The organism is [Roseibacterium] beibuensis (assembly GCF_039542305.1).
GTDB classification, from domain to species: domain Bacteria; phylum Pseudomonadota; class Alphaproteobacteria; order Rhodobacterales; family Rhodobacteraceae; genus Roseibacterium; species Roseibacterium beibuensis.
On sequence record NZ_BAABHW010000006.1, the window covers coordinates 189,151 to 203,492 of the forward strand.

Sequence of the window (14,342 nt, forward strand, 5' to 3'; positions counted from 1 at the left end):
AGAGACGGAGCTCGCCCGATGCAGGACACCCACAAAACGCGCGACCATGGCGGCGGGATCGATGCCGCCGCTGCCCACTATGGCGGCGCGCGCGCGGATTGGCTGGACCTGTCGACCGGCATCAACCCGGTGCCTTATCCCATCGGCCACATCCCCGAGCATGCCTGGACCGCCCTGCCCGATCAGGCCGCTTTGGATCGCCTCTTGGCTGCAGCGCGGTCCTTTTGGGACGTGCCCGAGGGCGCGGGGATTGTCGCTGCAAACGGGGCGAGCGCCCTGATCGTGCAGATGCCACGTTTGGCCGAGCGCGGACGCGTTTCAATCCCCGGCCCCACATACAACGAACACGCCGCCGCCTTTCGCGCCGCGGGCTGGGATGTGGGGGAAAGCAATGCCAAAGCCCGGGTGGTCGTGCATCCGAACAATCCCGACGGGCGGCTGTGGAGCGATGCGGAACTGACCGGTGCGGATCTGACGGTCATCGACGAAAGCTTTTGCGACACCTGCCCCGAGGAAAGCCATATTGACCGCGCAACCGAGCCGGGGGTCGTGGTGCTGAAGAGCTTCGGCAAGTTCTGGGGGTTGGCCGGGCTGCGCCTTGGCTTCGCGATCGCGCGCCCCGAAACCTGCGCCCGCCTGTCCGAGGCGCTGGGGCCGTGGTCCGTCTCGGGACCCGCCCTGCAGATCGGAGCCGTCGCCCTCGGAGACCGCGCCTGGGCCGAGATGACCCGTGTGCGGCTGGCCCGTGACGCGGCCCGGCTGGACGCGATGCTGGAGGCAAAAGGGGCCACGCTGATCGGCGGCACGTCCCTGTTCCGAACCTATGCCGTCCCCGATGCCGCCGCATGGCAGGACAAGCTTGCGCAAGCGCAGATCTGGACCCGGGTCTTTCCCTATTCCGGCACGTGGCTGCGTCTCGGCCTTCCGGGCGGGGAAGACGACTGGCACCGACTTTGGCGAGCGCTTCCATGACAGACCACGCGTTTCTCCTGATCTGCGCATTGCTGCTGGACGCGGCCTTGGGCGAACCGCGCTGGCTGTGGGACCGGGCGCCGCATCCTGCGGTGCTGATGGGGTGGTTGATCGACTGGTGCGACCGGCGCTTCAACAAAGGGGATTTGCGGCGCGCGCATGGTCTTTACGTGATCGTGGCGCTTGGCGGATTGGCAATGGCCCTTGGCTGGATCGTGGCCTCTCTGCCCCTTGGCTCGGTGTTCGAGGTCGTGATCGCCGCGATCCTGTTGGCCCAGAAGAGCCTTGTCGACCATGTGCGGGCGGTGGCCAACGGGCTGCGCCAATCGCTGGACGCGGGGCGGCGCGACGTCAGGATGCTTGTCGGTCGCGACACCGCTGACCTGGACGAAAGCGCCATCGCCCGCGCAGCCATCGAAAGCGCGGCCGAGAACCTGTCGGACGGGGTCGTCGCGCCGGCCTTCTGGTTCCTGATCGGTGGCTTGCCCGGCATCCTCTTGTACAAGATTACGAATACGGCGGACTCGATGATCGGACACCGGACCGAACGCCACGAGGAATTCGGCTGGGCCGCGGCCCGTCTGGATGATGGTCTGAACTGGGTCCCCGCCCGCCTGACAGCCGCCTTCATCGCGCTGGTGTCTGGCGTGCCGGGCGCGTGGCAAGCCGCGCGCCGCGAAGGGCCGCGGCACCGCTCGGTCAACGCGGGCTGGCCCGAGGCGGCCATGGCGCGCGCGCTGGACCTCGCCCTGTCTGGCCCACGCAGCTATGGCGGGCAGATGACGGATGATCCAATCCTGAACCCGACCGGACGCCGCGCGGCGACCCCCGAAGACATCGAGACCGCCTGCAAGATCCTGTGGCGGGTCTGGGCCGCCATGGTGGGCAGCGTCGTGCTCCTGGCGCTTCTGACAAGGCTTGCGGGATAGGGCCACCTTGATACTCTGCCGGCGAACAGGACCAACAGGGTATTTCAACATGAAGCGTTTGATGATGGCCGGGCTTTGCGCGCTGGGAATTTCGACCGGGGCGGCATCGGCACAGCAATGCGGCGGCGATTTCGGTCAATTCGTGCAACGCCTGCGGGACGAGGCGCTGAGCCGGGGCCATTCGCCCGACGCCGTGAGCAGCTTTTTCGCGCAGGCGAACTATTACCAACGTGCGCTCGACGCGGATCGTCGGCAGGGCATCTTCACCGTGCCCTTCACCGAGTTCGCGCGGCGGCTGATTTCCCAGAACAGGCTCGATAACGGGCGCGCCAATGGTCAGCGCTATGCGTCTGTCTTCGACGAGATCGAGCGGCGCTTTGGCGTGAGCCGCGGTATCCTCTTGTCCTTCTGGGCGTTCGAAACGGATTTCGGGGCCTTCCAGGGCGATTACAACACGCTCGACAGCCTCGTGACCTTGGCCCATGACTGCCGCCGTCCGCACATCTTCCGCCCGCAGATCTTTGCCGCGCTCGAACTGTACGAGCATGGCGATTTTGACCCGGTCAACACGATGGGCGCCTGGGCGGGTGAGATCGGAATGGTCCAGATGCTGCCCGAGGATATCCTTGAAAACGGGATCGACGGGGATGGCGACGGGCATGTCTACCTGCAAACCTCTGCCGCCGATGCGCTGATGTCCGGGGCCAACGTCCTGCGGTCCTTGGGCTGGCGCGCGGGCGAGCCGTGGATTGTGGAAATCACCGTGCCGGGCGATCTGGATTGGTACCAGACGGGCATCCACACCTCGCGCAGCGTGGCCGAGTGGGAGGCGGATGGCGTGAGGGCGCGCAACGGTGGCGCGCTGCCTCTGCGCAACGCGCAGGCCTCGGTCGTGCTGCCGCAGGGGCGCAACGGGCCCGCTTTCCTTGCCTACCCGAATTTCAACGTCCTGTTCGAATGGAACGAGAGCTTCACCTACGTGCTGACCGCGGCCTATTTCGGCACGAGGCTGGAAGGCGCACCGGTCATGGACGCGCGCAACCCCGATGCCGGCCTGGACGGCAACGCGATGCGCGATTTGCAGCGCCGCTTGCAGGCGCGCGGGCATGACGTCGGCGGGATCGACGGCATCCTTGGCGCCGGCACGCGCATGGCCGTGCGCGAAGAGCAGCGCCGCCTCGGCTTGCCCGCGGATGCCTGGCCCACCTGGCAATTGCTGAACGCGCTGTAAGCCGCCCCCCCTCCGCCGCGCTTGCGGGGCTGGTCCTGGGCGGCCAGTCCCATATCTGGCCGAGCTGATGAACGGTTCTGCGGCGCGCAGATCTGCGGATCAAGGCCACGGCACGAATGGTCTGGTGATCGACCGCCGGGGCGACCATGCTGGTGCGCTATCCGGGCTGAGGCTCAGGCGACCAGTTGCTCGGCCTTGTTCAGGTCGACGCTGACAAGCTGCGACACGCCCTGTTCGGCCATGGTCACACCGAACAGGCGATCCATCCGGGCCATCGTCACGGCATGGTGCGTGATGATCAAGAAGCGGGTGTCGGTCTGGCGCGTCATCTCGTCAAGCAGATCGCAGAACCGGGTGACGTTGGCATCGTCCAGCGGCGCATCGACCTCGTCCAGCACGCAGATCGGCGCGGGATTGGCGAGGAACACGGCAAAGATCAGCGCCAGGGCCGTCAGTGTCTGTTCGCCGCCCGAAAGCAGCGAAAGCGTGGACAGCTTCTTGCCCGGCGGCTGGCAAAGGATTTCAAGGCCAGCCTCAAGCGGATCGTCGGATTCCACCAGTACCAGACGCGCCTCGCCGCCGCCGAACAGATGGGTGAACAGGCGCGAGAAGTTGCCATTCACCTCGTCAAACGCCTTGAGCAACCGTTCGCGCCCCTCGCGATTGAGCGAGGCGATGCCGGAGCGCAGCTTGGCAATCGCCTCTTCCAGGTCGGCCTTCTCGGTGGCGAGGGTATCGTGCTCTTCCTGCACCTCGCGCGAATCCTCTTCGGCGCGCAGGTTCACCGCCCCCAACGCATCCCGCTGACGGCGCAGGCGCGCGACATCGCCCTCGATCCGGTCGGCGGAGGGCATCGGGTCCGGCAGGTCCCCAAGACTTTCGAGGAGGGCATCGGGGGTCACCTCCTGCTCCTCCATGATGCGCTCGGCGGCTGCGGTCACCGCCTCGGCGGCGGCGTCGCGGCGGGCCTCCGAGGCCGCGCGGGCCTCGCGCGCGTCGGAGGCGCTCCGTTCAGCATCGCGCTCGGCGGTAATGGCGTCGCGCAGGGCACGTTCGGCCCCTGACAGGGCATCGGACGCCATCGCGCGGCGTTTCTCGGCGTCGGTGATCTTGCCGGCCAAGCCTTCGCGTTTCTCGGCGATCTGGTCGGGCCTCTTTTTCGCCTCGTCCAGTTGAGACGCGGCGTCTTCCCGACGCTTTTCCAACTCGGAAAGCCGGGTGGTGGCGCTGTCGAGGCGGGTTTTCCAGCCTTCGATTTCCTGCCCGATCTTCTGGATGCGCGCCGCGCGCAATTCGCCTTCGCGCTTCAACTCGTCATGGGCCGTCCGGCGGGCCATCATCGCCATGCGCGCAGCCTCGACCGTGGTGCGCGTGTCGTTCAGGCGGGCGCGGACGTGGTCCAGATCATCCAGAGCTTCGCGCGCGCTGCGGGCGGCCTGCAATTCTTCCTGCGCCTTGCCGGCCTCGTCCCCATGGCGGGCGGCGGTGGCGCGCAAGGTTTGCAGCTTGCCTTCCAGGACCGAGCGATCGGCCTCGGCCTTGGACAGGGCGCGGCTTGCCTGCGCCAGCCGGGTTTCGGAATCGCGCCGGGCGTTTCGGGCCGCGCGATCCGCTTCGGTCAGGTCGGCGAGGCGGGCGGCCAGCGCCTCGTGCACCGCCTTGGCCTCATCGGCTTGCGCGCGGGCGCGATCGGCCTCGGCCCGCAGGCCCGTCAGCTTGTTCTGCTGTTCAAGGCGGCGCGCGGCGGTCGAGACGGCATCGGCGGCGGCGACGGAATAGCCATCCCACCGCCACAGATCACCCGCGCGGGACACAAGCCGCTGACCCGGCTGAAGATCGGCTTGCAGGCGCGGGCCGTCCGCCGCCTCCACCACCCCGATCTGCGAGAAGCGGCGGACAAGCGCGGCGGGGCCTTGCGCGTGATCGGTGATCGGCATGGCCCCGGCGGGCAGAGGCGCGGGCGACGCGTAGGGGTCGAGGCCCGTCCACCCGGTGCCACCGGGCGTCGCCGCCATCGGCGCTTCGAGATCATCGGACAGCGCCGCGCCGACGGCGGCCTCGAACCCCGGCGCAACGGTAATCTGGTCAAGAAGCTGGTCGCCTTTGCCGCGCTCCCGGTCGAGCAGTTTCGACAAGGCCGCGACTTCGGATGCGAGGGTGCCGGCGCGCCCCTCGGCCTCGGCCCGGGCGGCGCGGGCCGCGCTTTCCTCGGTCAGGACAGCGGCGCGGGCGGCTTCTGTCTCGGCCAGGGTTGCCTCGGCGCGACCCGCGAGGTCCTGCGCGGCAGCCAGGGCATCGGCGGCTTCCTGCTGTTCGCGTTCCAGGGTGGACAGCCGCGTGGCGGCTTCGTCCGCGGCCTGACCTGCGCGGGCCGCGTCCTCGGTGTTGCGGCGAGCGGATTTCTCGGCTTCCGACACACGGCGCTCGGCCTGCTGGTGCTGGGCCGACAGGGCGGCGGCCTGCTCGGTCGCCTCGGCCAGCGCGCCTTCGCGTTCGCCCAGGATATCGGCGGCCTCGGTCGCGGCGGCGGCGGCGGCGGCCAGCGCGTCGTCATGGCCGTCGCTCTCGGCGATCAGGGTGGCGCGCTCGCTTTCCAGGGCGGCGATACTGTCACCCGCATCCGCGTTCAGCGCGGTTTCGCGTTCGATGTCCCGTGTCAGCTGGCTGATCCGCGCGGTCAGTGTATCGACGGCCTGCGCGGCGCGAGTCGCCTCGTCATCCAGCGTGTCGCGTTCGATCACAAGCCGCTGGAGGATCGCGGCGGCGATGGAGTCTTCCTCGCGCAGCGGTGGCAGCGCGGCCTCGGCCGTTTCTCGCGCCTTGGCGGCTTCGCGTGCAGCGGTCTCGGCGCGGGCGGCGGCGGTCAGGCTTTCGCGCAGAACTTCCTCGGCGCGGGCCCGGCCCTGTTCGGCGTCGCGCCAGCGCAGGAACAGAAGCAGCCCCTCGGCATGACGCAACTCCGCGTTGATCTCGCGATAGCGCGCCGCCTGCCGGGCCTGCCGGGCCAAGGTGGACAGCTGTGCGCTCAACTGCTCCAGAACGTCCTCGACGCGGGCAAGGTTCGTCTCGGCCCCGCGCAGCTTCAATTCCGCTTCGTGGCGGCGTTGATAAAGGCCCGAGATGCCCGCAGCCTCTTCAAGGATGCGGCGGCGGTTCTTCGGCTTGGCGTTGATCAGCTCGCTGATCTGCCCCTGCCGCACCAGCGCGGGCGAATGGGCACCGGTCGAGGCATCGGCGAACAACATCTGGACGTCGCGCGCACGCACATCCTTGCCGTTCAGCTTGTAGGCCGAGCCTGCGTCACGCGTGATGCGGCGCACGATGTCGATCTGGTCGGCATCGTTGAACCCCGCGGGGGCGAGGCGGTCGGTGTTGTCGATCTGAACCGAGACTTCCGCGAAATTGCGGGCCGGGCGCGTGGCGGCCCCGGCGAAGATCACGTCTTCCATGCCATCGCCACGCATCGCGGTCGGGCGATTTTCACCCATCACCCAGCGCAGCGCTTCGAGGAGGTTGGATTTCCCGCAGCCGTTCGGCCCCACGACCCCCGTCAGACCCTGCGCAATCACGAGGTCCGTCGGGTCCACGAAGGATTTGAAGCCATTGAGCCTGAGTCGCGAAAAGCGCACGGGGGTCCGCCTGCCAAGTCTGATTCCGTTGGTCTTGCAGTTTCCGGGCTGCGAGGCGGTTGAGTCAATCAGCGCCCACTGGATATGGCGGATATCGGCCGCTTATCCCCAAGATATGTGGTTTTTCACCAGATATGGCGTCGGCTTACGCCGATAGCTCTGCAGCCGCGCACGATACCACTCATCCCTGCGACGCATTGTGCATTGCATTTCTCCCCGCGCCGTGACATTTAGTTTGCAAGGTTAAATATCCGAGGTGCAAAACATGTCACATGCAGCCACGAAGTATTCGCCGCTCTATTTCCTTGCTTCGCTGGGAATGGGTGGCCTTTCCGTCACCTTCTTCATGTACCTGTTCTTCTGGGTGCCGCATCCCGGCCAGCCCGTCCCGGTTTTCGAAGACGTGTGGCCGGTCCTGACGGGCGGCACGCTGCTGCAACAGGCCATGGTCCTGATCGCATGGGCCGGGATCGCCTTCTTCGCGTTTCACAACATCAAGCTGCTGATCTTCAACCTGCGCAAATATGCCGAGTTCAAGCGCTCGGAAGGGTTCGAGGCGTTTGCCCAGTCGAACGCGGGCAGCCAGGTTCTGGCCATGCCTCTGGCGCTAGCCATGACGGTCAACGTGGGCTTCATCCTTGGTCTGACCTTCGTACCGGGGCTGTGGAGCATCGTGGAATACATGTTCCCCGCCGCCATCGTCGCCTTCCTGGCCATCGGCTACATCGCTCTGCGGCAGTTGGGTCATTTCATCGCCTCGCGCCTGCATTCGGGTGGCTTCAACTGCTCGGCCAACAACAGCTTCGCGCAGATGCTGCCGGCCTTTGCCCTGTCGATGATCGGCGTTGGCCTTGCCGCACCGGCGGCGATGTCGACCACTATCGTCACATCCGGCATCAGCCTTGTGCTGTCGACCTTCTTCATCACCGCAGCGGTGCTTCTCGCGCTGGTGGTCCTGGTGATGAGCATCCGCCCCATGCTGGAGCATGGCGTGAATGTCGAGGCCGCCCCGACGCTGATGGTTGTCATTCCGATCATGACCGTCATCGGGATTGCCCTGCTGCGTCAGGGTCACGGCCTGCATGTCAATTTTGACAGCCATACCACCGATGCCGACACGATGATGACGCTGACGCGGCTGTTGTCGGTGCAGGTTCTGTTCGGTCTGTTCGGTCTGGCCGTGATGTCGCGGGTCGGCTACCTCGCCCGCTTCGTCACGGGGCGCGAAACCTCGGCCGGGTCCTACGCCCTGGTCTGCCCCGGTGTTGCCCTCTCGGTGATGACCCAATTCTGGCTGAACAAGGGCCTTGTGGCCGCCGGCCTCGTCGCCAAGTTCTCGGTCGCTTACTGGGCCATCTCGGCCGTGGCCGTCGGCTTCCAGATCGCCATGATCGTTCTGGTGTGGATGCTGGCCACCAAGCACTTCCGTCCGCTGCCGCAAGGCGCTGTCGCGGCGGCCTGATCCGGACGACATCCATCGCGCATCGCTCCTCCCTTCAGATGCGCCTCGAGCCGCCCCCTGGCCACACCGGGGGGCGGTTCCACATTTGAAAACGCCGCCCCGTTGAGAATGGCCCCTTGCAATGCTATCTTTGGAAAGTACGCGCCACATGGTGGCGTCAAACAGTAAGGAGGACAGTGTCCTGACCGGACCGACCCAAGCGGTGGCTCATACGGCCACCCCGAACGCGCAAGTTGCGCAACACCCCGAACCCCTCGCAGGCGATGCCCTGCTGGAGCGTGTTCTGACCTCTCTCGATGACGACAAGGCCGAGGATATCGTGCAGATCGACCTGCGCGGGAAATCTTCGATCGCCGATTTCATGGTGGTCGCCTCTGGTCGCTCGTCGCGCCAGGTCGCGGCCATTTCCGAGAAGCTGGTGGACCGGCTGAAGCAGGAGATGGGCCTGATCTGCAAGGTAGAAGGCAAGGACGCGGGCGATTGGGTGCTGATCGACGCGGGCGATGTGCTTGTCCACGTGTTCCGCCCCGAAGTGCGCGACTTCTACCAGATCGAGAAGATGTGGATGCCCGCAAGCGGCACCGCGCAATAACGCGCGTCCTGTCATGCGGGTGCATATCTGTGCCGTCGGGCGCCTCAGGAAGGGGTCCGAGCGGGACCTGATCGACGATTATCTCTCACGTTTCGAAAAGACAGGCCGCGGCCTTGGGCTGACCCTCGGCGGCGTGATCGAGGTCGAGGATCGCAAGGGCGGCGGCATGGGCGCCGAGGCCGACCTGCTGCGCCGCGCCATCCCGCAAGGCGCCGCCACCTGGGTTCTGGACGAGCGCGGAGAGACGCCAACAAGCCCCGACTTCGCCGATGCCATCGCACGCCTGCGCGACCAGGGGAGGGGCGATCTTGCCCTGGTGATCGGGGGGGCGGACGGCCTGGACCCTGCGCTGCGGTCCGAGGCGGACAAGGCCATTTCCCTTGGTCGGATGGTCTGGCCGCATATGCTGGCCCGCGTCATGCTGTCGGAACAGCTGTATCGCGCCGCCTCGATTCTCGCCGGAAGCCCGTATCACCGCGTCTAGCGCATCAGGATGTCTTGCCGAAAGCGTCGCATCAGCAGCAGGCCGAAGAACAGGGTCACAACCGCCCAGGTCAGGACAAGCAGTTCGCTGATATATTGCGGCGAATAGGTCGGGTAGACGCCATCGCGGAACAAGCCGGTGATATGCACGAACGGGATGTACCAGATGATGTCCTGCACGATGCCGCTCAGATCCTCGTAGATAAAGATGACGCCGGCATAAATGATCCTCGGGCGGTTCAGGATCCCGTAAAAGCTTCCCCAGACAGGATAGAGACCGGTCAAGACGGCATTCAACGTGCCCAGCCCCAGCCCGAGAAACGCTGCCAGGATCGTGGCTTCGATCATGGGCCCGAATTCGAGCACGACCGTTGTATCCGTAAACTGAAGAATTCCGGCGAGCACGATGATCATCACCGTCACGCTGGTCAGGAAGTTCAGCAGGAACCTTGCCGCAATGGCGTCGAACCATGAGACGGCAGGATACATCAAGAGAGGCCGGGAGAAGCGCAAAGCCCCCGTGACCGCGGTCTCGACCTGCGCCATGACCTGAAAGGGCAGGAAGCCCGACGCGTAGAACAGGATGAAGCTATTGCCGAGGGAAGGTGTGCGCAGGAGCAGTGAAAATGCGAATGCCATGAACACCAATGCCCCGAGCGGTTCGGCAATGGCCCAGACATATCCCCCCGGCGAGCGTCCGTAGCGCGTGGACATTTCCCTCAGCATCAAGGCCGCGATGGCCCGACCGCTGGCGAAACGGCGTTTCGTCGAGCGTGGGCGGCCTGCGGCTGGTGGAATATCGGGACTGACTGTCACGGAGCTATGGCTACCATCATGCTGGCGTCAAAAGGCGCGTTTATGTATGACAGGACCAGCAGGTTCAAACGCAGCTGCACTGGCGATCCACACCTTGGACGATAGTCTTCCCCCAAAGATGAAACAAGAACGCCCGGCAAACGCCGACGCAAACGAGCGCGCGGACGGCAAACCGCTTCCAGAGGGCAACGAAAGCGCAAGCCAAGGCTCTGGCCAGCAGGCGCACCCGGCCGCAGTCACGGCTGACGGTGGCCCGGGAAAAGGCGCAGGACAGCGCAAAGGCGGCGGCGCGGGGCGGCCTAAGGGCCAGATGGGCAAGCAGGCGAAGCAGGCCTTTCAAGCGCGCATCAAACCGGCCGCGAAACCCGCGACGTTGAAGCCCAGGCATTTCGGCCTTTTTGCGTCTCTGGGGGTCGTGGTCCTGATCCCCCTATTCGCCATCGCGTTTTACATGTTCGTCTTCGCGGAGGATCAATACGCATCGACCACCGGGTTCACGGTGCGGCAGAACGAAACCGGCGCCGCGACCGATCTGTTGGGCGGATTGTCCCAGATCACCGGGGGTGGGGCGGCCACAGACGCCGATATCCTTTACGAATTCATCGTCAGCCAGCAACTCGTCCAACGCCTGAACGAAGAACTCGATCTTGTCGCCCACTACGCGGAGCCGCACGGTCGTGACCCTTTCTTCAGCCTGGCTCCGGACTCCACCATAGAGGATCTCACGGATTACTGGGGCCGGGTGGTGCGGATATCGTTCGAATCCGGGTCAGGCCTGCTGGAACTGCGGGTTCTCGCCTTCACGCCCGAAATGGCCCAGACGCTCGCCCTCGCGATCATCGAAGAGAGCACGGCCCTGGTGAACGAGTTGAACGCCAATGCGCGCTCCGATGCGATGACCTTTGCCGAGGCGGATGTCGCGACGGCGGTCGACCGCCTGCGCGCCGCGCGCGAGGCCTTGACGACGTTCCGAACCACCACCCAGATCGTTGATCCCGAGTCCGACCTGCAAGGGCGCATGGGCGTGCTGAACAACCTGCAGCAGCAGCTTGCCGAGGCCCTGATCGAATACGATCTCTTGACCGAGAACACCTCGAACCCGACCGATCCACGCCTGTTGCAGGCCTCTCGTCGCATCGAGGTCATCCAGGACCGCATCCAGCAGGAGCGCGAGAATTTCACGCTGGACGACATCGGCAGCGCCGGTGAGGACTACCCGACCTTGATGGCGGAATACGAAGGGTTGATCGTCGACCGCGAATTTGCAGAGCAAAGCTACACCGCCGCGCTGACAGCGCTCGATGTCGCCCGCACCAATGCGGTGCGGCAAAGCCGCTATCTCGCCGTCTATATCCGGCCCACCCTGCCGGAAAGCGCCGAGTTCCCGCGCCGCTGGGTCACGATAGGTGTGGCCGCTCTGTTTCTTTTGCTGGGGTGGTCGATCATGGCGTTGGTCTACTATTCGATCCGAGACCGGCAATAGCGCGACCAAGGGTGAGTGCGGCATGATCCGCTTCGAGAACCTGACAAAGAGCTTCATGGTCAACGGTCGGCGCAAGGTTGTGATCGACAACTTGAACCTGACCCTTCCAACGGGCACTTCGCTGGCCTTGCTGGGCCGAAATGGGGCCGGGAAATCGACGCTGATGAACATGATCGCCGGCAATCTGCGGCCGGACCATGGACAGATCGTGACGGACGGCACGATTTCCTGGCCCGTTGGCTTTGGCGGGTCGTTTCACCCGGAATTGACCGGCGCACAAAACACCCGCTTCATTGCGCGCGTCTACGGCGTCGACACCGGGGAGCTGATCGATTTCGTGCGGGATTTCGCCGATATCGGGCAGCATTTCTTCATGCCCGTGCGCACCTATTCCTCAGGGATGAGAAGCCGCCTGACCTTTGGCATCTCGATGGGAATCGAGTTCGACACGTATCTCGTGGACGAGGTGACAAGCGCTGGCGACGCCGCCTTCAAGGCCAAGAGCAAAGCGCTCTTCGAAGACCGGATGTCCAGGTCTGGCGCCATCATGGTGAACCACAACCTGAACGAACTTCGTGAATTCTGTGACGAGGCCATCGTCCTGGAACATGGCCACATGACGTATTTCAAGGATATCGACGAAGCGATCGCCGTTCACACCGAGAACATGATGACCTGAGCCGCAGGCGACACGTCGTTAACGCATCCGCTGCAATTGCGGGTTTTCTCCAAGGTTTGGCCCCGGTGTTTCCGCCGGGATGCTCCCCCCTCCCCTGAAAGTCCTTGGTGGGTAACGGGCGTCGGTCGGCACTTCCCTCACCGGTCGACCCCTGGGTGTGGATCAGCGGCGTGGCGTCATCGCCACGTGCGCGAGCGACGCGAGAACATCAATGTCCTATTTCACCGTCCGGGGCACGGTCGTGACCGGCCAGGCTGCGCTGGATCACGGCATTACCGACCTCATGGTAACAACCGCGCTCGACGGGAGCCGGATGCTCTACACGACATCCGGCCCCACTGGCGGGGTCGGCGCCTTCGCACTTGAAGGCGTCACCCCAAGCTTAGCGGACTTCACCCTTTTTGATACCGAATGGGCCGATGGCGCCCTGCATGAACTGACCCTGATCGAGACCGCCGACGGCGCCGAATTGCTGGTGGCGGGGAATGGCGAAGACCAGTTGACCGCCCTGACCCTGTCAGGCGACGGCGCCATCCTCGGGCAGGCGCAATACACCGGCCTCGACGCCACGACGGCTCAGATCCTCGATATCGACCAATGGGATGACGAGACCTTGGTGCTGTCGAACACCGGAACGCACTCGATCCAGGTCTATGCGATGGCCGGAGATGGCGGGCTGACGCAACTGGTCCACATCGAAGATACCGATACGACCTATGCCGCCGATGTCTTCAAACTCGACACGGTCGAGCATGCCGGCACCAGCTTCCTGATCTCGGCCAGCCAATCCGAACACGGCGTGACCGCCTTCAGAATGGTGGCTGACGGGGTCGAGGCCACCGATAGCGTGGGCGTCGCCGAAGGTCTGGGCATCATGGTGCCGACCGGGATGGAGGTGGTCACCCTGGCAGGGCGGAGCTTCGTCATCGTCGCCTCGGCCCCCGGGGATGGCCAAGGGCAATCCGGTGCAATCAGCGTGCTGGAGTTGGCGGCCGACGGTTCCCTCACCCCCACGGATCATGTCCTCGACACGCTTTATACCCGCTTCGGGATGGTCAACAGCCTCGAAGTGCTCGAGTCGGATGGGCATGTCTATGTCCTGGCGGGGGGCGGGGATGATGGGCTGACCCTGTTTGCCCTGCTGCCAAACGGGCGATTGCAGCTGCTCGACGTCATCAGCGACACGTACGAGATCGGCTTGCAGAACGTGACCGCCATGGCCGCGGCCGTCGATGGCGACACCCTGGAGATCTTCGTCGCCTCGCAAAGCGAAGCCGGAGTGACCGAACTCGCCATAGACCTGTCGGCCCAAGGGGCGCAACTGATCGCGACGAATGCCGGCGGCGCCGTGACCGGGAGTGCCGCGGACGATATTCTTATTGGCGGAAACGGCCACGACAGTCTTTTCGGGGGGGGTGGGCGCGACCTGATAGAAGATGGCGCAGGCCGCGATACGCTATTCGGCGGCGCCGGAGCGGACACCTTCATTTTGCGCGCCGACGATGACCTTGACGTCATCGCCGACTTTGAACCGGGCATCGACCGTATCGATCTTTCCGGTTGGGCCATGCTCTATGACCCGGCGCAATTGAGCGTGACACAAACCATGTCAGGCGCATTGATCGAGTGGCGCAACGAACGCCTGGAGATCCTGACGGCCACCGGCCAGGGTTTGACAAAGGGCGACATCTACGACGCATTCCTTTTTGCTCCCAACAGGATCCCAACAGTCAATCTGCCGCTTGAAAGCGACGGGCAAACCATCTTCGGAACAACCGGGAACGATTGGCTGGAAGGCGGTGAATACGACGACACCTTGGTCGGCGAGGCCGGCGACGATTATATTTTCGGCGGCGACGGCAACGACATGCTGGAAGGCGGCAACGGGACCGACACGCTGGAAGGTGGCACCGACTCTGACACGTTGAATGCGACGGGGGGCAATGGCAACCTGCTGCGTGGCGGGACGGGCGACGATGTGCTGATCGGCGGCTGGGGGTCTGACATCCTGCAGGGCAATGACGGCGCGGACAGTTTCTCGGGCGGGACCGGGGCGGACGATCTCT

11 protein-coding genes are annotated in these 14,342 nt (G+C 65.0%); 9 read left to right on the plus strand and 2 right to left on the minus strand.

The window, feature by feature from the left end:
• Positions 1 to 18 precede the first annotated feature (18 nt).
• From cobD to ABD923_RS17295, 3 genes are read left to right on the plus strand one after another with little or no spacing between them, the layout of a single operon-like run.
• The gene (gene cobD / locus ABD923_RS17285) at positions 19 to 972 is read left to right on the plus strand and encodes a threonine-phosphate decarboxylase CobD (protein ID WP_259553176.1); all 954 of its coding nucleotides are present in this window, start codon (positions 19 to 21) and stop codon (positions 970 to 972) included.
• Positions 969 to 1,901 (plus strand): adenosylcobinamide-phosphate synthase CbiB, encoded by a 933-nt coding sequence (gene cbiB, locus ABD923_RS17290; protein ID WP_259553168.1) that lies wholly within the window; start codon positions 969 to 971, stop codon positions 1,899 to 1,901. Before cobD ends, cbiB begins: the two co-directional genes overlap by 4 nt.
• Positions 1,902 to 1,950: 49 nt before the next feature.
• Positions 1,951 to 3,132: a lytic murein transglycosylase gene (locus ABD923_RS17295; RefSeq protein ID WP_259553161.1), complete on the plus strand. Its 1,182-nt coding sequence runs from the start codon at positions 1,951 to 1,953 to the stop codon at positions 3,130 to 3,132.
• Between the two features lie 173 nt (positions 3,133 to 3,305).
• Here ABD923_RS17295 and ABD923_RS17300 read toward each other — a convergent pair whose 3' ends face one another.
• The gene (locus ABD923_RS17300; protein WP_259553160.1) at positions 3,306 to 6,761 is read right to left on the minus strand and encodes a chromosome segregation SMC family protein; all 3,456 of its coding nucleotides are present in this window, start codon (positions 6,759 to 6,761) and stop codon (positions 3,306 to 3,308) included.
• A 265-nt stretch (positions 6,762 to 7,026) separates the two neighbouring features.
• On the opposite strand from ABD923_RS17300, the gene ABD923_RS17305 reads away from it, so the two are divergent.
• The 3 genes from ABD923_RS17305 to rlmH all read left to right on the plus strand — a co-directional run bounded on the left by ABD923_RS17305 (position 7,027) and on the right by rlmH (position 9,299).
• On the plus strand, positions 7,027 to 8,223 hold the full coding sequence (locus ABD923_RS17305; RefSeq protein WP_259553158.1) for a TsoY family (seleno)protein: 1,197 nt from the start codon (positions 7,027 to 7,029) through the stop codon (positions 8,221 to 8,223).
• A 148-nt stretch (positions 8,224 to 8,371) separates the two neighbouring features.
• Entirely contained in the window at positions 8,372 to 8,815 is a 444-nt protein-coding gene (gene rsfS / locus ABD923_RS17310; RefSeq protein ID WP_345229550.1) for a ribosome silencing factor, read from the plus strand.
• Between the two features lie 13 nt (positions 8,816 to 8,828).
• Positions 8,829 to 9,299: a 23S rRNA (pseudouridine(1915)-N(3))-methyltransferase RlmH gene (rlmH, locus tag ABD923_RS17315; protein ID WP_259553146.1), complete on the plus strand. Its 471-nt coding sequence runs from the start codon at positions 8,829 to 8,831 to the stop codon at positions 9,297 to 9,299.
• Here the strand turns inward: rlmH and ABD923_RS17320 are convergent.
• Complete coding sequence (locus tag ABD923_RS17320) at positions 9,296 to 10,114, minus strand: ABC transporter permease (protein WP_345229551.1); 819 nt, start codon at positions 10,112 to 10,114, stop codon at positions 9,296 to 9,298. The genes rlmH and ABD923_RS17320 overlap by 4 nt on opposite strands.
• 118 nt (positions 10,115 to 10,232) lie before the next feature.
• Here ABD923_RS17320 and ABD923_RS17325 point away from each other — a divergent pair, with 118 nt between their 5' ends.
• From ABD923_RS17325 to ABD923_RS17335, 3 genes are all read left to right on the plus strand, one after another.
• Entirely contained in the window at positions 10,233 to 11,597 is a 1,365-nt protein-coding gene (locus ABD923_RS17325) for a KpsE/RkpR family capsule polysaccharide export protein (RefSeq protein ID WP_345229552.1), read from the plus strand.
• 22 nt (positions 11,598 to 11,619) lie between these two features.
• Positions 11,620 to 12,276, plus strand: a complete 657-nt coding sequence (locus ABD923_RS17330) for an ABC transporter ATP-binding protein (RefSeq protein ID WP_259553124.1) — start codon at positions 11,620 to 11,622, stop codon at positions 12,274 to 12,276.
• Positions 12,277 to 12,487: 211 nt separating this feature from the next.
• Positions 12,488 to 14,342, plus strand: a 1,855-nt coding sequence (locus tag ABD923_RS17335; protein ID WP_345229553.1) for a calcium-binding protein, incomplete at its 3' end; no start/stop codon positions are given.

Excerpts from the sequence above, each read along its gene's own strand:
- rlmH (WP_259553146.1), top strand. The coding sequence starts at position 8,829 with ATGCGGGTGCATATCTGTGCCGTCGGGCGCCTCAGGAAGGGGTCCGAG.
- ABD923_RS17330 (WP_259553124.1), top strand. The coding sequence starts at position 11,620 with ATGATCCGCTTCGAGAACCTGACAAAGAGCTTCATGGTCAACGGTCGG.
- cbiB (WP_259553168.1), top strand. The coding sequence starts at position 969 with ATGACAGACCACGCGTTTCTCCTGATCTGCGCATTGCTGCTGGACGCG.
- ABD923_RS17305 (WP_259553158.1), top strand. The coding sequence starts at position 7,027 with ATGTCACATGCAGCCACGAAGTATTCGCCGCTCTATTTCCTTGCTTCG.
- ABD923_RS17295 (WP_259553161.1), top strand. The coding sequence starts at position 1,951 with ATGAAGCGTTTGATGATGGCCGGGCTTTGCGCGCTGGGAATTTCGACC.
- cobD (WP_259553176.1), top strand. The coding sequence starts at position 19 with ATGCAGGACACCCACAAAACGCGCGACCATGGCGGCGGGATCGATGCC.
- rsfS (WP_345229550.1), top strand. The coding sequence starts at position 8,372 with ATGGTGGCGTCAAACAGTAAGGAGGACAGTGTCCTGACCGGACCGACC.
- ABD923_RS17325 (WP_345229552.1), top strand. The coding sequence starts at position 10,233 with ATGAAACAAGAACGCCCGGCAAACGCCGACGCAAACGAGCGCGCGGAC.